The organism is Pseudomonadota bacterium (assembly GCA_022572885.1).
Taxonomy (GTDB): Bacteria; Pseudomonadota; Gammaproteobacteria; order Steroidobacterales; family MnTg04; genus MnTg04.
Map to the genome: position 1 here is coordinate 1 of JACZVC010000038.1, position 17,124 is coordinate 17,124.

20 protein-coding genes and 2 tRNA genes are annotated in these 17,124 nt (G+C 54.3%); 14 read left to right on the forward strand and 8 right to left on the reverse strand.

Annotated elements, in window-relative coordinates:
• The 5 genes from IIA05_11895 to IIA05_11915 form a co-directional block, all read left to right on the forward strand.
• The coding region (locus tag IIA05_11895) for an alanine--tRNA ligase (GenBank protein MCH9027795.1) at window positions 1-662 on the forward strand (662 nt) is incomplete at its 5' end.
• Between the two features lie 32 nt (window positions 663-694).
• Window positions 695-1,930, forward strand: coding sequence for an aspartate kinase (locus IIA05_11900; protein MCH9027796.1), 1,236 nt, complete (start codon window positions 695-697; stop codon window positions 1,928-1,930).
• Between the two features lie 91 nt (window positions 1,931-2,021).
• Complete coding sequence (csrA, locus tag IIA05_11905; GenBank protein ID MCH9027797.1) at window positions 2,022-2,252, forward strand: carbon storage regulator CsrA; 231 nt, start codon at window positions 2,022-2,024, stop codon at window positions 2,250-2,252.
• Window positions 2,253-2,491: 239 nt separating this feature from the next.
• Window positions 2,492-2,582, forward strand: a tRNA-Ser gene (locus IIA05_11910).
• Window positions 2,583-2,603: 21 nt separating this feature from the next.
• Window positions 2,604-2,680: transfer RNA gene (locus tag IIA05_11915), tRNA-Arg, on the forward strand.
• A 198-nt stretch (window positions 2,681-2,878) separates the two neighbouring features.
• Here IIA05_11915 and IIA05_11920 read toward each other — a convergent pair.
• Window positions 2,879-3,613 carry a ceramidase domain-containing protein gene (locus IIA05_11920; GenBank protein MCH9027798.1) on the reverse strand — a complete coding sequence of 245 codons (735 nt, stop codon included), beginning with the start codon at window positions 3,611-3,613 and terminating at the stop codon, window positions 2,879-2,881.
• Window positions 3,614-3,675: 62 nt separating this feature from the next.
• Window positions 3,676-4,368: an SDR family NAD(P)-dependent oxidoreductase gene (locus tag IIA05_11925; GenBank protein ID MCH9027799.1), complete on the reverse strand. Its 693-nt coding sequence runs from the start codon at window positions 4,366-4,368 to the stop codon at window positions 3,676-3,678.
• 418 nt (window positions 4,369-4,786) lie between these two features.
• On the opposite strand from IIA05_11925, the gene IIA05_11930 reads away from it, so the two are divergent.
• The 6 genes from IIA05_11930 (at window position 4,787) to IIA05_11955 (ending at window position 7,806) form a co-directional block, all read left to right on the forward strand.
• The gene (locus IIA05_11930) at window positions 4,787-5,065 is read left to right on the forward strand and encodes a hypothetical protein (GenBank protein ID MCH9027800.1); all 279 of its coding nucleotides are present in this window, start codon (window positions 4,787-4,789) and stop codon (window positions 5,063-5,065) included.
• 135 nt (window positions 5,066-5,200) lie between these two features.
• Window positions 5,201-5,479 carry a hypothetical protein gene (locus tag IIA05_11935; protein ID MCH9027801.1) on the forward strand — a complete coding sequence of 93 codons (279 nt, stop codon included), beginning with the start codon at window positions 5,201-5,203 and terminating at the stop codon, window positions 5,477-5,479.
• A gap of 45 nt (window positions 5,480-5,524) precedes the next feature.
• Window positions 5,525-5,764: a hypothetical protein gene (locus IIA05_11940; protein MCH9027802.1), complete on the forward strand. Its 240-nt coding sequence runs from the start codon at window positions 5,525-5,527 to the stop codon at window positions 5,762-5,764.
• Window positions 5,765-6,167: 403 nt separating this feature from the next.
• Window positions 6,168-6,683 (forward strand): hypothetical protein, encoded by a 516-nt coding sequence (locus IIA05_11945; GenBank protein ID MCH9027803.1) that lies wholly within the window; start codon window positions 6,168-6,170, stop codon window positions 6,681-6,683.
• Between the two features lie 89 nt (window positions 6,684-6,772).
• Window positions 6,773-7,090: a hypothetical protein gene (locus IIA05_11950; protein ID MCH9027804.1), complete on the forward strand. Its 318-nt coding sequence runs from the start codon at window positions 6,773-6,775 to the stop codon at window positions 7,088-7,090.
• 176 nt (window positions 7,091-7,266) lie between these two features.
• A complete protein-coding gene (locus tag IIA05_11955) occupies window positions 7,267-7,806 on the forward strand; it encodes an MAPEG family protein (protein ID MCH9027805.1) in 540 nt (179 codons plus the stop codon).
• 148 nt (window positions 7,807-7,954) lie between these two features.
• Here the strand turns inward: IIA05_11955 and IIA05_11960 are convergent, their stop codons facing one another.
• Entirely contained in the window at window positions 7,955-10,621 is a 2,667-nt protein-coding gene (locus IIA05_11960) for a toxin-antitoxin system YwqK family antitoxin (protein MCH9027806.1), read from the reverse strand.
• Window positions 10,622-11,356: 735 nt separating this feature from the next.
• Here IIA05_11960 and IIA05_11965 point away from each other — a divergent pair.
• Window positions 11,357-11,578 (forward strand): acetyltransferase, encoded by a 222-nt coding sequence (locus IIA05_11965; protein MCH9027807.1) that lies wholly within the window; start codon window positions 11,357-11,359, stop codon window positions 11,576-11,578.
• 20 nt (window positions 11,579-11,598) lie between these two features.
• The gene (locus tag IIA05_11970; GenBank protein MCH9027808.1) at window positions 11,599-11,673 is read left to right on the forward strand and encodes a hypothetical protein; all 75 of its coding nucleotides are present in this window, start codon (window positions 11,599-11,601) and stop codon (window positions 11,671-11,673) included.
• A gap of 244 nt (window positions 11,674-11,917) precedes the next feature.
• On the opposite strand, the gene IIA05_11975 is transcribed toward IIA05_11970, so the two are convergent.
• On the reverse strand, window positions 11,918-12,361 hold the full coding sequence (locus IIA05_11975) for an SRPBCC family protein (GenBank protein MCH9027809.1): 444 nt from the start codon (window positions 12,359-12,361) through the stop codon (window positions 11,918-11,920).
• Window positions 12,362-12,752: 391 nt separating this feature from the next.
• Here IIA05_11975 and IIA05_11980 point away from each other — a divergent pair, with 391 nt between their 5' ends.
• The gene (locus IIA05_11980) at window positions 12,753-14,894 is read left to right on the forward strand and encodes an amidohydrolase family protein (GenBank protein MCH9027810.1); all 2,142 of its coding nucleotides are present in this window, start codon (window positions 12,753-12,755) and stop codon (window positions 14,892-14,894) included.
• A 572-nt stretch (window positions 14,895-15,466) separates the two neighbouring features.
• Here the strand turns inward: IIA05_11980 and IIA05_11985 are convergent.
• The 4 genes from IIA05_11985 to IIA05_12000 all read right to left on the reverse strand — a co-directional run bounded on the left by IIA05_11985 (window position 15,467) and on the right by IIA05_12000 (window position 16,917).
• Complete coding sequence (locus tag IIA05_11985) at window positions 15,467-15,661, reverse strand: CBS domain-containing protein (GenBank protein MCH9027811.1); 195 nt, start codon at window positions 15,659-15,661, stop codon at window positions 15,467-15,469.
• Window positions 15,662-15,760: 99 nt separating this feature from the next.
• Entirely contained in the window at window positions 15,761-15,976 is a 216-nt protein-coding gene (locus tag IIA05_11990) for a dodecin domain-containing protein (protein MCH9027812.1), read from the reverse strand.
• Between the two features lie 39 nt (window positions 15,977-16,015).
• Complete coding sequence (locus IIA05_11995) at window positions 16,016-16,108, reverse strand: CDGSH iron-sulfur domain-containing protein (protein MCH9027813.1); 93 nt, start codon at window positions 16,106-16,108, stop codon at window positions 16,016-16,018.
• Window positions 16,109-16,158: 50 nt separating this feature from the next.
• Complete coding sequence (locus IIA05_12000) at window positions 16,159-16,917, reverse strand: lipo-like protein (GenBank protein ID MCH9027814.1); 759 nt, start codon at window positions 16,915-16,917, stop codon at window positions 16,159-16,161.
• Between the last annotated feature and the right edge of the window lie 207 nt (window positions 16,918-17,124).

Here is a 17,124-nt window from a genome sequence, read left to right on the forward strand (position 1 = left end):
TCGGCGATTTTTCGACCGAGCTGTGTGGCGGCACCCACGTTCGGCGCACCGGCGATATCGGTTTTTTCAAGATTACCCAGGAAACCGGCGTGGCCTCCGGCATCCGCCGGATCGAGGCGCTGACCGGCGAGGGCGCCATGGCCTGGTTGCAGGCGGAAGAGGATGCGATCAATGCGTTGGGCGGGATGCTCAAGGCCTCGCGCGGGGAACTGGCCGGCAAAGTGCGCAACCTGGTCGAGCGTAACCGCCAGCTCGAAAAAGAGCTGACCACGCTGCGTGGCCAACTGGCCAGCGGACAGGGCGCAGACCCGGTCAGCGAGGCGGTGAACGTGCACGGAGTGAAAGTACTGGCCCGGCGTATCGATGGTGCAGATGCAAAAGCACTCAGGGACGCCGTGGATCAATTCAAGAATAAACTGGGCAGCTCCGTGGTTGTGCTCGGCGCGGCCGATAACGGCAAGGTTCGCCTGGCAGCCGGGGTCAGCAAGGATCAACTCAAAGTCCTCAATGCCGGCCAGATTATCGGCATCGTGGCCAAGGCGGTCGGCGGCAAGGGCGGCGGCCGGCCAGACTTCGCCCAGGCCGGTGGCAACGATCCATCGAAGCTGGATGAGGCGCTGGCCAGTGTTTCCTCGCTGGTCGAGGCTGCGCTCAGCGGCTGATCGTGTCGTGCTGAGTTGAGCAAGCCTGTGACATGTCACTGATCGTCCAGAAATACGGCGGTACCTCGGTCGCGTCGGTGGCGTTGATGGAAAACCACGCGCGGCGCGCCATGGAACTGCGCGAACAAGGCCACCAGGTGGTCCTGGTCCTGTCCGCGATGGGGGACAGCACCGACCGGCTGAACGATCTGGCCAATAGCGCCTGTCCCGATCCCGATCCCAGGGAACTCGATGCTCTGCTGGCCACCGGCGAGCAAGTCGCGGTATCGGTCATGGCGATCATATTGCGGCGCCTCGGTTGTCCAGCGCGCTCCTATACCGGCGCCCAGATTGGGATTCGGACCGAATCGGTCCCCGGCAAGGCCTGCATTACCGCTGTCGATACCGAGGTACTTAGCCGCGATATCGATGAGGGTTGTATCCCGGTCGTGGCCGGGTTTCAGGGTGTCGATGAACAGGGCAATACGACCACCATCGGGCGTGGCGGCTCGGATACCACGGCCGTCGCGCTGGCCGCATCGCTGGGTGCCGACGAGTGCCAGATCCTGACCGATGTGGACGGCGTTTATACCACCGACCCACGCATGGTCCCGCAGGCGCGGCTGCTAAAGCACCTGACATTTGAGGAAATGATCGAGCTCGCAGGCCAGGGATCACGGGTGCTGCAGAACCGTGCAGTGGAATTCGCCAGCAAATACAAGGTACCCTTGCGGGTGATGTCCAGCTTCCGGCCGGGCAGCGGAACGCTGATCAGTCTGCAGGAGGCGGATGTGGAAGCACCGGTGGTGTCAGGGATAGCGTTTAACCGGGACGAGGCGGAAATTACCGTCACCAGCATTCCGGACCAGCCTGGCATGGCGCTCCAGCTTCTCAAGCCGCTTTCGGACGCGCGCATAGATGTGGACATGATCGTCCTCAATGCGCCCCGCGACGGTCACGTGGATATCAGTTTTACCGTTCACCGGCAGGATCATGAGCGAGCCGGTGAGCTGGTTCGGGCAGCGGCGGAAGGCATGGACGGCGCCGCAGTCCGCACCGAAGAAAGGGTGGCGAAGATATCGGTAGTGGGCGCCGGGATGCGCTCGCATGCCGGTGTTGGTGCGATTCTGCTGGCGGCCCTGGCGGAGCAGGGCATTAACTTGCGTATATTGTCCACATCGGAAATTCGCATCTCGGTGCTGGTGGACGAGGCAAGACTCGAAGACGGCGTACGCTGTTTGCACGACGCCTTCGGACTGGACCAGGAACCCGCGGCCAGGCAAGGCTGAGCGGACCGGTCCAACCCGGGCAGCTAGGAAGCCTGGGACTAAAGGAATAATAAAAGAGGGATCGCCCGAAAAGGGCATGGAGGATAGCAAGATGCTGATTCTGACAAGGCGAGTTGGAGAAACGGTGGTGATAGGGACAGATGTAACCGTCACAGTGCTGGGGGTCAAAGGCAATCAGGTCCGGATTGGCATCAACGCACCAAAAGAAATATCCGTACACCGCGAAGAGATTTTCATAAGAATTCAGAAAGAACTGGCCGCAAAGGCAGCGGCGGAGGCCGCGGCCGACGCCGACCCAGAAGACGCCGAAAGCGATACCTGACAGCCGATGGCAAACCCTTTACCAGAGGCGGGCGTGCCAGTATCATTTGCGCCCCTTTGCTGGTCCAAAAGGCAAGAAAAGGAGAGAACGGAGACAGTCCGCCGATACAGTTATGAAAATGGTCGATGATCGGAGCGGACTGACCTTTAGTAAATTGACAGGAATTCCGCAAATGCCCTGACGAGGCCAAGCGAAAGTTTCGAAAATCTGGCACGAGTTGCCAGATCAAAAGCAAGAACGGAGAGGTGGCTGAGTGGTCGAAAGCGCTCCCCTGCTAAGGGAGTAAGGGTTAAAAGCCCTTCGAGGGTTCGAATCCCTCCCTCTCCGCCATCTACAATTTGAAAAAACAATGCGCCCGTAGCTCAGCTGGATAGAGTACCTGGCTACGAACCAGGCGGTCGGGAGTTCGAATCTCTCCGGGCGCGCCATATAAATCAAAGGGTTACATCTTTTCGGGTGTAGCCCTTTTACGTTTGGGTAGCACTGTGGGTAGCAATTGGGCAGGAATCTGCTCAAAAATGATGTTTTTAGATCCCCAGACCACTCACTGCCAAAACTGACAAAAGGTCTGTGATTACCTATGTCCGCTTTCGACGGCGGTTTTAGTCGGATTGTGATACGAGGCGTTATCGTGGAAGTCTCCGCCTTAGCATGAGGTAAATAAAGTATGAACCAACGGCGGCGCTGACGTGTTTGACTGAATGACCGCCAACTACTTGCTGTGTGAACGAGTAAATCTCTGCATCATAGGCCTCGAAATATTTCGCCAGCAGGTAAAATACTAATGCGTATATCAGATATCTTTGATGCGTATAGCGGCCAGGAAACAGCAACAGGACGACAGGAATGGTTAGCAGAGGTATCAACTGAATCCAGTAATAAAATCTCAAATCGTCCGCAAAATCCCAGTACACCACACTGGCAAAGCCCAGTAGCAAAGCCGGGATCAATAGCGTCCTTTCCAATCGCTCGCTGACATGTTCTGTCAGGATGCCGATAAATAAGCCCATGAATCCGATCGTCATGGGCAGTCGATCCCAGACCAGGGTCCCGCTGCTCGGGCTCCAGTGATAATAGCCGGAGCCCAAAGCGACCACCGCCACACCAAGAAAAAAGATCGTCCATGACCACGGAGCCTCTGCCGGGCGATTTCGCCGACAGAAAATCTGTCCCACGATACCCACGAAAAGGAAGGCGAGATTTGAGGCGACGTTGAGGAAGTTGGGAATACCCAGCCAAGGCCGTAGATCGGCAAAATTGTGATAGGCGAGGCTTTGGCGCATCGGCTCCAGCGACATCATGCCAACGAATGAGGCCAAGACGATCAATAGCAGTAGCAATTCACGCCAGTAATTTTTCATAGCTGCCTGTCCGGCGATATTTGAGGCAGGGGCCGGACGTTCAAATCTTCTCACCCGACCATTTACCAACTTTCCTGTGAAGGTCGCACGTCAACTTCAAATGACCAGGCCGAGCGCGGTTGCTGTGATAGAAAATATGCGGTCGTAGCTATGTCATCCGGGTTCAGCGTTTCGGGTGCCTCTACGTGAACATCTGAGGCCAGAGATTTGACGCCGCCATCGATGATGATGAGTGAAACGTGGATTCCGCTTGGCCAGAGGTGCCGGGCCATTGCCTGGGCCAGACTGCGCTGAGACGCTTTTGCCGGCGCGAATGCAGTGGTAAACGGCTTGCCGCGCAGAGACGCGGTGGCGCCAACAAATATGATGGTGCCGGCCCTTTTCTCTTTCATCGATGGGATGACCTCTTTGGAAACAAGGAACGCACCCATCGTGTTAACGCGCCATGACTGTTCAAAGTCGTGTGCGCTCAGCTCTTCTATGTTTCCCCACACCCCGGAACCGGCGTTGTACACGAGTACATCAATCTCTCCCATATCGGTGCGAACTGCTGAGAATGCAGTTTCGACAGCTGATGGGTCGGTGACATCGCAGGCGTAAGCCTTGGCCGATTCAATTTCGGCCGCGAGGTTGCTGGAATACTCAATCTTTCGAGACAACAAGGCGACGGCGTATCCTTCCGAAGCGAATCGCCGCGCAAACGAGGCACCGTTCTGAGGTCCGACACCCACAACCGCACATACAGGTTTCGTCATTTGAACCTCCCTCTTGCGCTAATCATTTCGATTTCCCCAGGCCGGTTGACTTTGTAACTCATCGGCGTATTTTAATAAGCGGAACCTTGGAGTGCGCAAACACCCCAAGGCCCCTAACCTTCGCCAGCAACGGTATGCTAGCAATGGCTAACGCTGATGTTATCAACATTAAGGCACGATTACTCATACGGGTGGTCGTGCTTTTTTGTGCCTGCTGGCTCTTATAGGAGCTAATCATGACTGGAAACAATTATTCAGAGGAAAACAGTAAAAAGGTCGCAGTTCGTGCGAGTAAGCGCATTACTTCCCACAGAAAGGAACTAGACTTACGGGAATTGATGTTTGCCCTTTATTGTAGGCGGAATGGGCTTAACCCTTGGAACGGAACTCCATTGACGTCGAACAAGGGGGGTGCGTCATGACTAGCAGCAATCATTCAGAAGAAGCCAATAGAGTGGCCGCAATTCGTGCTACGGATAAGCTCACTAAAAATCTCGGACAAATAAAAATGCTGAGCGATTTGTTGTCGGGGGCAGAAGATCCAGGAGATGAACAAACAATGCGCACAGCCGGAGAAACTATTTTTGGATGGGCGTATGACGCCGAGCAAGCACTGACCACACTATCTGGTCGTTGTCATGCGTTAGAGGGTACCCCAAAAAGCAAAGCCACGATAACGCCGATTGACCAAAGCTAAACAGCGATAAAGGGCCAAGGACGGCCCTATGGGTAGAGCCCAGGATGATGGGTGATCGTGTATCTCAGGCGATCTGAGTCGGTCGTTTTCCGCGTTTCCCTTGAACAGCACTGATACTGGCGCAATAATTCGCCAATGAGCTGGCGAGACTTTATTCCGCAAGATCGGCTGGATGAATTCGACGACGACACCCTGCAGGTGGTAAAGGACAAATTGCAGGCCGGCCTTTACTCAGGAAAACACAAAGACCACGCGGAAGACTATGTGGCGGGGCGCGAGGGTGATCTCGAAGCAAACGTGGCCAGGAAAAAAGAACGCATGACAAAAGAAGTGATGCTATTAAAGCGCGTGGGATTTGTCGTTGCTGTTGGCCTGCTCATCGTAGCGGTTGTGGAAACTTGCTCCGGTCAATGACGCGGGGCGATTGCCAAATGAGCTGGCACGACTGGAGAAATCCGTATGAGCACCACTGAAAGCGAGTTAAAAAAGGCGGTTCGCGACGCCGAGGAAAGAGTACAAATCCTGAGAGAAAAACTCCTCGAATTTACCGCAAACATTAAATATGACGATCAGAGCCATACTGTTCCAGAATCTGATAACGAGAAATGGATCAAAGTGTCCACCGAGCTCGAAGAAACGGAAGCCGCGTTAACAGACGCGCAGTCGGAGTTGCTCTATTTCATCAGCGGCAATCGCTGACCAAAAACTTGGTCCACTACAACAATTTCCACTGGCACGATTAATTATGAGCCAGGGACGGCCCTCTAAAGACCCTGTAGGACATGTCAGATGGCCCAATGCACGAATGATCGTCCTGAACCCCTACCCGACATATATCTAACTCGTAGCCCCGCTTCTTGCGGGGCTTTTCTTTTGGGCTATGTCCGCTTTGCACCCGATAGCTGCCGTTGAGATGGTAGAGTCTTGAACGGCGAGAATCGACTGCGATTTCAGTCGGTCGAAAATCTATCACTTGACCTGCCGCTCTTAGGCGAAAGCGACTGCTCAAGAGCGGGAAGATGCTTTATCGTTGGTTTTCCGTAATACGAGATATCGTCATGTATCAGCCGGTTTAATAATGTTTTCCATTAATGCATGCCCCATGCCCGAAGGCGCTCTTCTGAACCAGTACCGCAATAGATCGCCATCCGAAGATGCTGAAGCCTATACTGATTGTTTTTCAGTGGACATCGATGGGGCGGTGGTACTCTCCGAATTCGTGTTCTCGTTCTACACCACGCCGGTGTTCAAGCTAGAACGTGCAATCCTAAAGCACCTCGCTGCCAAACCGTCGTCTGACTATGAGGCCAAACAACTATCAGACGGTTCGATCGACGCATTCGCGGCTTGGACTGTGGAACAGCGGACAGAAGAACAACTATTGATGCGCGACTATCGAGGGCGAACCCGATCCTGGTTTATGGTTTCACCGATAGTAGCTACTGGCCAACCCAAGACGCTGTTATTTTTTGGTTCAGCGGTCGTTCCAGTAGAGAATAGAAAAACTGGTAAGCTCGAGATTGGCAGCGGATTCAGCCTCCTGCTTGGATTTCACAAACTGTATTCGAAAATATTGTTGTATTCAGCCAAACTGCGCTTGGCAAAAATGCGCACGTAAGATCAACAATTATATTGTGGCAGCCCGGAGTCGGGTAGAGTGTCGCCTTTAATCCCAACTATTGCCCGATATGATGAGGGAGCCGTGACATGACGAAAATTGTCTTGTATTACAACCAGAACTGCCCCGATTGCGTACGACAAGCAAAACGAACGGCTCAAATGGATTGGTTTCGCCGAGTTGACCTATCAACAGAGAACTCACCGCTAGGGGAAACCCCCGTCGGTGAGATCGTTGTTGTTGATAGAAAAAGCAGTAAAGTCTTTACAGGGGTCTACGCAACGCGCATATTGTGCCTGCAGGTGCCCGCGTATTTTCTGTACGGTCTTCTTCTCTTCCTACCGCTGGTAAGGGATAAGGTCGGCGGTCAAAAGCCGGGATGTAATGGCGACGCCTGTGAAATTTGAAAAATATGCGTTGCTTGCAATAATTGCGTTACATCTGATTGTGCAAGTTACTCATGGGTATAGTCATTCTGTCGCAGGTGTAGAACACACGTCACTGCAACTAGTATTCATTCTATTAGTGATCACAGTCGCGCCCCTGGCCGCCGCATATATTTCCTGGACGGGCAACATTCGAAATGGCGCTGACCGATAAGCAACGTGCTGTTATCAATGGAGTAATAACCGGCGCGATTATAACCATAGTGGTGCTCAGCGCCGGAATCGCATTCATCCCGACATCATTAACACCGGACTCCACTGTAGGCGAGCGACTGGCCTTCACGTTGAAGGCGGATATTTTAGTAATAGTGTGGCTGGTCCGTTGTATTGGCATGGTAGGGCAACACCGGTTTCACACACCTGAAGACATCAATGGCGCAGGCCTGACCACTGGAACGCCGCAAGCGAAAGTACTGCAGGCCACACTGCAGAATACGCTTGAACAAGCGTTACTCGCGATTGTGGTGCATTTGATATGGGCCGTTGTCATGCCGGTATCCTGGATTTCAGGGGTTTTGGCAGCAGCAGGGCTATTCTTCGTTGGCCGCTGGCTGTTCATCCGTCGTTATGAAGGCGGTGGGCCTTCACGTGCATTGGGATTCGCGCTCACGTTTTACCCGTCGCTCGTTATGCTGCTGATCACGATCATTATGATTGTGGTGAGATTGGTGACCTGAATAATTCTGTATATGGCAGCTAACGATTGTCGCACGGTAGGTTCTCGGCAAGTTCGCGCTTCGATCTCCGAGTGACCAAAACTGGCCGAAAGCGGACATTCAATCTTCATCAGTATGCGAAGCTACTTGCGGGCGTACGTGGTCGTTCCTAATTTGCAGCTTCGGCCCGCACCTCAATCCTAAATGATGCCGCCTTGACAGTATCGGGCCCTGCTGTTGGAGCGCCGGGTTCGCCTTGCGTCAGCCGCTTGAACGCGAAGTCCAGTGTCTGGCCCCTTCCCACGTAGTACACCCCTGGCGCGGTGGGCGCTTGGCTAGTCCAGTCAAAGCTGCCGCTCGGTTCGGAATTTGGCTTGACGGAGTTGGCCATTCCCTTCCATAAACCCTGATTCGGAGGCCAGGCACCTCGATCGGCCGCATCGGGCACCCACGCGATATAAATCTGCACATTGCAACCTGGGCATTTACCGGGGTCGGTTACAGGTCCGATCTCCCAGTTCCCTGTCATTTGTACCGTGGCGCCTGGCGACACTACCGCCGTATTACCCGAGAACCGGCCGTCGCTCACCGACTGAATAGCCGTGTTCCAGAAACGGACCGAGCCACGGTGCATGCCATACACAACGTCTGTGCCCGGTTCAAGTACGACCGAAGCCTTAAACGGCGGCGGATCTGCGGGAGTGGCCGTCAGGTATTCAGGCCTGCCGGCTATATAATTGATTTCCGACTTCTTACGACCGTCTTCAAACCATTCGGTCTCGACGCCCTCTTTCTTGCCGTGGACGACGGTACCCTCTAATTTCTTTTGACCATTTTCGTACCAGTAGGTCACGAGGCCTTCTGTCACACCGAAAACCTTCCTGTACTCAACTTCTTTCTGTCCGTTTTCGTACCATTGAGTCGTTTGGCCGTCTTCCGTGTCATCGCCAACCGTTGAAACGCGCTCCCTTTGTCCATTCTCGTACCAGAGGGTTTCCTGCCGCTTTCCATTGACCCAACGTTGTTCGGCTCTTAGTTGACCATTGGCGTGTTCGCTCCCCAGTTCTTCGGCGTATTCAACTTGTGTTCCGTCGACAAATTTCTCTTCAATGAAGGCTTGCCCATTGCCCGTCCAACGAATCACCTCGCCCGTGAACTTGCCGGACTGGTAGCTTCCCTGAAATTCGACCTGTCCTTTGTCGTTCCACTTTGTCGAGGGGCCCTCCTGTTTTTCTTGCCCATGCACGTAGTTGTCTTCGGATTTTTTCAGTCCGTTCCAGTAACCGGTGGTCACCAGACCATGCGGAACGCCATCAACCAGCATCGCTTCCTGCTGCAGGTTGCCGTTTTCGTACCAGGACGCAGAGATACCGTTGGGCACTCCATCGACGAGGGTGCTCTCTGTTGCCTTATGCCCATTTTGGTAATAATCCGTTCTCAGCCCGGTGAGGATCCCGTCAACATAGTTCGCTTCGGTCTTCTTTTGCCCATCTTGGTAATAGTCAGTTCTTAGTCCTGCGGGCCTTCCGCTTTCGAAGCTTCCCGAAAACTGCATTTCACCGTTAGCCCACCATCGGGTCGTCAGACCCGCGGGCTTCCCGTCAACATAGTGCACTTCGGACTTCTTTTTCTTACGCGAGCAGACTTCCCGGATCAAACCTGAGAAAGGAGTATCAGAACCAAGTTTATAGATCAGTCCGTCTTGTCGTCTCTCAGTCTGCTCGACGTCGATCGCCTTGCTGTCTCTGGCGACGGCAGCCTTGGATCCACCGCTTATTTGCAAGGCCTCTTCCGCCTCAGCATGAAGTGTTAACTTCGTGCTGCTTTCATCCCAGGTTGTTTCACCTTGACCGCGCCCGTTGACGAACATCTCTTGAGATTTCATTTGACCGTTCGCGTACCACGTTGTGGCTGCCCCTGTCCCGCCGTCCCTGCGCGAGAACGTGTCTTCGGCTCTTATCTGGCCGCTCTCGTACCAGCTTGTTTCACCTTGACCGTGCCAATTGACGAAGGTCTCTTGAGTTTTCATCTGGCCGTTTTCGTACCACTCTGTAACAAGCCCGTCAGGACCTCCACCATTCGTGTTTTGGTCCGATTTCATTTGCCCATTCTCGTACCATTCCGTTATATGACCTTTAAGGCTGCGATCGACTTTTGTTTCCCGTTTCTTCTGTCCAGTCGGGAACCATTCAGTCGTCGAGCCGTCCGAACGACCGTCAACGATGTTTGCAGCCGCCTTTGTCTGTCCGTGTGCGTATTTCTCGATGACCAGTCCAGTAAAAAGTTCTTCAGGACCTTTCTTGAAGAAGAGCACCTCGCGCCTTTTCTCCACCTGGTCCGAGCTTATGGAAGACGTTGAACTAGCGGCACTTGTTTCCGGGGCTGATTCGCCTTCACCGCAGCCACTGCCAGACTGATGCTGCATATTGCCCGCCTCATCCCACTCCGCGGAACATTGCTTCTTTCCGTTGCTGAGCCAATGCGTCGATTTCATCTGCCCATTTTCGTACCACTCGGTTACATACACCGACTTATCGGCACTGCGTTTCGCTTCACGCGATTTCTGCCCGTTTCTGTACCAGCCGACGGTACGGACAGGGAGCCCTAGCTCGACTTGAATTGAGGATTCCTTTTCTCCGCTCGGGTAGTAGTCGACGACGGCGCCTGTGTACGGCGTATCAGAGCCTTTCTCGTAATAAACATTCATCCGTTTCTGGTCGACCTCGTCGACCGTAACCGACACCGGGGTTGAGTTCGAAGAGTTGCTGGGGTTGCTGCCGCATCCGGCGACAAAACTGAACAAAACCAACGTGCCGAGAACAATAAGCGCTTTCATTTTCGTTTCCCCAATGATGAGAATTCACTTTCGGATGAGATTTTGAGTTCTTGAACCTGACAGACTATACCAGTTGGAAAATGAATCGAACGTGAACGACCGCTCGCTTCGGTGATAATCGACAGATTCTTAGATGAGATCGCAAGTGCGATTGAACGGCCGCTTCTGGCCGAAAGCGGACAACAGTAGAACCACGCTCAAGTAAGGTGAGAGACTAGCCAGTAGAGAAAAATAAGGATCAATACCGTCACAAGTATTGCTGCCACCACTGGAAAAAAGATAGCCCAAGACATACTGCCACCTTCCGAGTTACTTCTTAAGTGTAGGAGAAGATTGGTCAATTTGCGTCACCATATAACCTGAACCTCTACGGATTTCATGCCGTTTTTCTACCGCGACGGGAAAAGTAGACCCGAACGACACATTTGAGGGCACTGTACGCGATTTTTGATGACACCTAAAACACCTTAACCTATTGATTGTATTGGTATTTATCGCCTAAAAAGGCAATATGAGTGATTTTCAGATCGAAGTTTTTCCCTTATATAAATCAATGACTTACAAGGGGCTAAATTTAGCGTCTGATCGGGTCCAAACCTGATTCGAGACTTGGCTTGGCTGATCTGCATATTCCGGTTTCGGCTGCCGAGGGCCATACAGGCTTTCATGCGGGAGTGGATCAAGCGACTGGGGTAAACTAAAATGTCTCGGCTAATCTTGGCAAAGGTTTGAGCTATGTTGCTAAAAGAAAAAAAATCCACGCACCTTGTCGAAATTCTGGATCTGGAAGAACTTTTCTCTCCCTACAAAGACTCCGTGTCGGGCAGTCTCCAGTACGGTGAGGAAGCACAGGATCCTGAACAGTTCATCAAGTCTGAGCTTTGTTTTCCTTCTGGCGAAGACTTACCTCGTTGTTGGACGGACCCGCACTACCGGGACGAGGAATTGCGCCGTTGATTCGGCTCTCTTATGTGCGAATGGTGGTCATGGCTCTGCCATATGTTCTGACGATGACGACCACTGGATTCCTGGCGATCGTTTATTTTCTGTAATCGGGCTTCAAATGATTTAACTTGTCAATACCGAGCCTTTCATCTGCCCGGGAGGATCGCGGCCAAGAGCATCTCTTCTCAATCCCGCCAGAAGTACTTAAACCGGTTGGCTGGTGGTATCGCTTACCAGTGTGGCGCCTAGATGCCGTTTAGGGGAGGAGGAGTCCATACCATTGCTTTGTGTTGCGTCGACCGGTTGAAATCGCAACCCAAAGCGGACACTCATTAACGGTTAATATTCACGCTATCGCTGGGAGGCCGCGTCCAGGTCTTTCAGAAACCCGTTGAAACCCTTGGTAAGCTGTCCGTCCAGGGCAACGTAACCTATGATCTGCCCGAGTAAGCCAAACTTCGGCTTGTAGGCGTAGTTGACGCTTACCTCGGTAGCGTCGTCCGTAGGGCTAAGAACGAATGTGACTTCACCGTGGGCGATAGGCAGTTTTTTCGCCGAGTCGATGCTGATGACCATGCGGCGTGTATCGTCCCATTCTTTGACGGTTTCTTCGAGTTCGCCAAATGGGGCCAGATCGCAGTGCCGTTGTGCGCCTACGCCGCCCGTGCTGTCGGACGTCGCGAATGACTTCGTGACACCTGTGTTCCACGTCGCAATGTTCGGGAAGTCGGCGAGCACCGCCCAGACTTTTGCAGGTGCCGAGGGGATTCGCCTGCTTACTTTGATCGATCGCATCTTCGGTGTACTCCTTGGTTTCGATATCGGGCGGCGACGATACGCAATATTTAGGTGATATTAGCGGCCTGCCGATGTTAAGTGAAGCGCCATTCCGCGACGCTCGTGGTGTCCCAAAACACCGCCTCCCAGGCTTGGGCTGACATTGGGTCCAGTCCTTGGGGAGCTATCGGCCTACTAGCCGTCGGAACGAGTATTTCCGAATTGGAAAACCAAGTTTAGCAGTGTACTTTCCAAGCTACGTTAGAAGCGAACGGCCGGTATTGGCCGAAAGCGGACATTCCGGAAGTGCTGATCTAGACTGCTTCTAATGTCCGCTTACGACCCAAAGCGGACATCGTGCGTGCGAGCAATTAGACTGTAAGAATTGGAAATCTAGGGGGAGGCCACCATGCTCCACTCGCGCCCCATCTGGTTCGCACTCGTCCTTGTGACATTGGTGCTGTTGAATACCGCCGCCGCCCAAGACGACGACTTGCGCATCATCGAGTTCGAGACCACCGAGGTCACGGCTCCCCATGTGGTTGTTTCCCCCGATGGGGAATTTCTGATCCTCACACTTCTCGGCAAACTGTTTCGCTTGTCAAGCGAAGGCGGTGAGGCAATGCAACTCACCTTTGGACCCTATTTTGATACCGACCCCGTGATCTCCCCCGATGGCAGTCTCCTAGCCTTTACGTCAGACCGGGACGGGAGCGAAGGCAACATCTTTCTGCTGAATCTGTCGTCCGGAGAAATCCGCCAAGTCACCCATGAGCTGTCCGCCGCCCGGCCAGCGTGGACTAAGGATGGCGAGGGCCTCGTATATCTGAGTTTCACTCGCCAGGCCCGCGACTCGCCTCAGCCCTGGAAAGTCGGAGAGAGTCCGACACCGACCACGCCGGCCGTCATACGCCGGCTAGTGGTGCATGGGGAGGGGGACGTGGAAGCGGTCACGGTGGACCCCCAGCTCATCCGGGCCGTATTTTTCCTGCCTGACGGTCGTTTGGCATGGACGGTGATCGAGCCGAAATCGGATGATTGGAATTCCAACCCGGAAGCCACTACCCGAGTCGAGGTGATGGATGAAGGGGGCACCCTATCGACCCTTCGGACGATTGCCGGTTACCCCGATTGCTTCGCAGCCAGCCCCACCGGCGACGGGCTCTACTACCGGCGCTCGCATGTGTTCTGGGATTCGTGGGTTCCCGCCTCGGAGGACTTGGTGTTCGTCCCTGTCCAAGAGGGACCCGAGATCTTCATCGCTCCATTATCGCGGCGACGGGGCTGGGCCCGGCGGTTTGCACCGGCACCGGAGAACGGAGACATCTATTTGGGTGAAGCAGGACGAATCTGGAAGATCGATGTGTCGAGTGGCGCCTGGGAGCCCATACCCTTCCGCGCGAAAGTCAGTCTCCAGGTTCGAGACCCCGTTCCACCGCTCAAGCAGTCCTTCAGTCCAGCCGAAACGCCGGTGCCGGACCCCGTCCTCTTGCAACGCGTTCGCGTGTTGGATTTCCGCGCGGGAGGCTTCGGGCTGGAGACGTCTCTGCTGATCCAAGAAGGCCGAATTCTCAGGATCGGCCCGGAGCCCAGGCCGCTCCCCAGCGAAACGACGATAGTCGATACCCAGGGCCGATTCGCCATTCCGGGGTTGTTCGACCTGCACATCCACGGTGGAGATCCCGAAGCCTTCCTTTCATACGGGGTCACTTCGGTACGCTCTCTGGGCTGGGGTTGGGAAGAATCCGCCTCGGCACCGCGGTCGTTCTCGACGGAGCCAAACCTCGGAGCCCAGTACATCGGCAGCGAACAGGATGCTCGGAGCTATGTCCGCTTGTGGAAGGACCGTGCTGCTCAGCTCATCAAGATCTACAACACGATATCGAGGCCGTTGCAGCGTGCTGCTGCCGAGGAGGCTCGCCGGCTTCGTCTTCCGGTTGCTGGGCACGGGACCACTGTACAAGAAATTACCCAGAACGTAATCCTGGGCTACTCCTTTCTCGAGCATGCCGCAGGCCCGAGTCGCGTTTACAAGGATGTTCTCACGATGCTTGCCATGTCGGGCACTCGTTGGGATCCGACCCTGGCGGTGCGCGGAGGACAGGCCCTCCTACTGCGCGACGCCCCCGGACGTCGGAAAGAGGTGCCAGCGTCCGTCCCACTCGTGCCGCCTTTCTTGCGTCAACTCGACACTCAGCTGCTCCGTGGGTACTGGGCGGACCAACTGGCCGCGGTTCGTGACGCACATCGCCTCGGGGTGAAGCTCCACGCTGGAACCGATCAAGGCGCGGGATTCCTGCATTGGGAGCTGGAGTATTTTGTCCAAGCTGGACTCTCGCCGCTCGAGGTGCTCAGTATCGCCACCCAGGAGGCGGCTGAAGCGGTGGGTGCGGAAAACGAGCTGGGCACACTCGACCCCGGCAAGCTGGCCGATTTGGTCTTGCTCGACGCCAATCCCCTGGAGGACATCAAGAACACCCAGACCATCTGGCGGGTAATCAAGGGTGGATGGATGTTTGACCCCGAGGCGATGCGGCCGGACCGGAATTAAAGGGAACGTTCAGGCGATCACTGGCCGTCACGTTTAGGCTGAGCTTGTTATGTTCGCTCCTGGCCGTTAGCTGCCCGTCGAATTAGCCTTTTTCGAGCCTACTGAATGACCGCTTTTGAGCGAAGCTGCCGCCCGGGTATACAAAGAACGATTGCATCGATTATCTGGGATTATCGAGTACGCGAATTGACCGCAACTATCCGGCGAAATATGCATCGCTGCTGTTGAAACCACATAGTTAGTAACCAAGTCGGCCCCTGCCTCCCGAATCCAGGTCTTGGATGTTAACTGATTGTTTTTAATGATTAATCAGGAGTCGTCCACGGACAACATTGCAGTACTGTGCATAACGATGCAGGACTGAGTCCCGCAAAAGTCCCGCAGCCATCGGACTCGCGAACAGATCGCGAATGTCTGCTTTTCCCGAAAGCGGTCGTTCAAGCTTCACCGAAATCGCAAAAATGACAGGCCGCTAACGGCCAATAGCGGACGTTCGCATTCGGGTTTCGAGGCCCCATGGCTGCGGGTGCTTTGCGGTTTTCTTTATGGGTCCAACGCAATTGACCCTGTCATCAGGACATCGCTGAAAGTGTCCGAATAACCCGGAGCAGGTCAAAGCGTGTGATGGCTCCGACGATCTTGCCGCCTTTGACCACGGGTAGGCGCCTGAATTTGTTATTCTGGAATATGCCAGCGACATAGTACATGACCACCGTTGGAGGCACGGTCACAAGCCTGTTGCTGGCACCGGGAGCGGAGGGCAGCATCCGGGTGCTCTGCTTCTGTTCCTTCCAACCCCATTAACTGTCCCAAACACCCCACTGCCTTGAATCAAACGAGCCGAGGCGAGACAACTACAAGGCTACTCAGATACCATCTTCGTACTTGAAGGAGACCTTCACTTTTGCCCGATAGGTGTCAACTTTGCCGTCCTTAATCTGCATGTCGAGTTGGCCGATCTCGGCAATGCGCAGGTCTCGCAGGCTCTGCCCCGCTTTCTGGACTGCAGCTGCGGCAGCCTTCTCCCAAGATTCAGTGCTGGTTCCCACTAACTCGATCACCTTGTAAACATTTTCCGCCATTACCTACTCTCCTCCCAGTAACTGGGCGTGAAGGAACATTCAATCGACTTCGAAGCCGATTTTCTTGTGACTCCCATCGCAGAAGGGCTCGTTCTTCGACTCGCTACGACGACATGGTGTCGCCATCGCCATCTAATTGATATTCTACCCCCAAAAGCGCCGAATAAGACGGTTAATTAGAGCTAATCCCATTCGAGTTCCTTGTAGTCAAAGTCTTGCTCGATGGTGGGCTTGACGACCCGGAAATAAGGAGACACGGCGAAATCTCTCGGAGTGAACAAGCTGTGATGCCGGATGTGTAGAATTTCCAGCTCCGTGTAACGCTGCTCCGACTCACTATATTTTTTCTCACGACGCACATAGGGAAGAATCGGATAACCTATCGACTGAAAGGCAAGAGCGATCATCGTTGAACAAATTATACGTGTCGGTTCACCGCTGCCCAGTGCCAGCATGCGCCGACGCCAGCGAACTGGCACAGGCGGCGTGGGAAGCAGGTAGCGCGCCAAGTCAATTACGTTCTTCAGGTCATAGGCCATGCCGATGCGGTCCAGGACGAATTTCAGAAGGCGCTCGCGGTCGTCCGCCGTCAGACCAACAGGCCGACAGATTCGGGTATTGAGTCTCCGGTATTTCACTAGTGGTACGGCGATCACCCCATGCTCGAGATCGGCCTCGACCAATACATTCTCTCCGGTGCCGCTGCCCGAGGTGCCCAGCGCGTTGCCGACGAAAAGCGCTGCGTGGGACCAGGTGGACTGAGTAAGGTACTTGACCGCGACGCTGAAACGTTGATTGCCTTCCACGAGCAATACGTCCCCCGGCCGCAGGTAATCCGCTAGGACATCCGGCTCCTGGAAGGAGAACGCCTCGTAACGGGCCGACGGCGCAGTCAAATACTGCACCAGCCAACTCATCAGCTTGTCGCTAACCCATCGCATGTCTAAAATTCATGCAATTTACACACGGTTCGGACCACTCGAGCCACTGTCTTGTTCTTGATCGATGTGGGTCATCCGAGGTGTACGAACAAATCCAAGATGCGCTATGTCGGGCGGAAAGAACACCGCCCAATTCCATTCGAGGAACAAGCGTACTTTACGTGCTAACGTCGGTATCTTCAGCAAATAAGTTCCTCGCCACAACAA

Excerpts from the sequence above, each read along its gene's own strand:
- IIA05_11900 (MCH9027796.1), top strand. The coding sequence starts at position 695 with ATGTCACTGATCGTCCAGAAATACGGCGGTACCTCGGTCGCGTCGGTG.
- csrA (MCH9027797.1), top strand. The coding sequence starts at position 2,022 with ATGCTGATTCTGACAAGGCGAGTTGGAGAAACGGTGGTGATAGGGACA.
- IIA05_11920 (MCH9027798.1), bottom strand. The coding sequence starts at position 3,613 with ATGAAAAATTACTGGCGTGAATTGCTACTGCTATTGATCGTCTTGGCC.
- IIA05_11925 (MCH9027799.1), bottom strand. The coding sequence starts at position 4,368 with ATGACGAAACCTGTATGTGCGGTTGTGGGTGTCGGACCTCAGAACGGT.
- IIA05_11930 (MCH9027800.1), top strand. The coding sequence starts at position 4,787 with ATGACTAGCAGCAATCATTCAGAAGAAGCCAATAGAGTGGCCGCAATT.
- IIA05_11935 (MCH9027801.1), top strand. The coding sequence starts at position 5,201 with ATGAGCTGGCGAGACTTTATTCCGCAAGATCGGCTGGATGAATTCGAC.
- IIA05_11940 (MCH9027802.1), top strand. The coding sequence starts at position 5,525 with ATGAGCACCACTGAAAGCGAGTTAAAAAAGGCGGTTCGCGACGCCGAG.
- IIA05_11945 (MCH9027803.1), top strand. The coding sequence starts at position 6,168 with ATGCCCGAAGGCGCTCTTCTGAACCAGTACCGCAATAGATCGCCATCC.
- IIA05_11950 (MCH9027804.1), top strand. The coding sequence starts at position 6,773 with ATGACGAAAATTGTCTTGTATTACAACCAGAACTGCCCCGATTGCGTA.
- IIA05_11955 (MCH9027805.1), top strand. The coding sequence starts at position 7,267 with ATGGCGCTGACCGATAAGCAACGTGCTGTTATCAATGGAGTAATAACC.
- IIA05_11960 (MCH9027806.1), bottom strand. The coding sequence starts at position 10,621 with ATGAAAGCGCTTATTGTTCTCGGCACGTTGGTTTTGTTCAGTTTTGTC.
- IIA05_11965 (MCH9027807.1), top strand. The coding sequence starts at position 11,357 with ATGTTGCTAAAAGAAAAAAAATCCACGCACCTTGTCGAAATTCTGGAT.
- IIA05_11975 (MCH9027809.1), bottom strand. The coding sequence starts at position 12,361 with ATGCGATCGATCAAAGTAAGCAGGCGAATCCCCTCGGCACCTGCAAAA.
- IIA05_11980 (MCH9027810.1), top strand. The coding sequence starts at position 12,753 with ATGCTCCACTCGCGCCCCATCTGGTTCGCACTCGTCCTTGTGACATTG.
- IIA05_11985 (MCH9027811.1), bottom strand. The coding sequence starts at position 15,661 with ATGCTGCCCTCCGCTCCCGGTGCCAGCAACAGGCTTGTGACCGTGCCT.
- IIA05_11990 (MCH9027812.1), bottom strand. The coding sequence starts at position 15,976 with ATGGCGGAAAATGTTTACAAGGTGATCGAGTTAGTGGGAACCAGCACT.
- IIA05_11995 (MCH9027813.1), bottom strand. The coding sequence starts at position 16,108 with ATGGCGATGGCGACACCATGTCGTCGTAGCGAGTCGAAGAACGAGCCC.
- IIA05_12000 (MCH9027814.1), bottom strand. The coding sequence starts at position 16,917 with ATGCGATGGGTTAGCGACAAGCTGATGAGTTGGCTGGTGCAGTATTTG.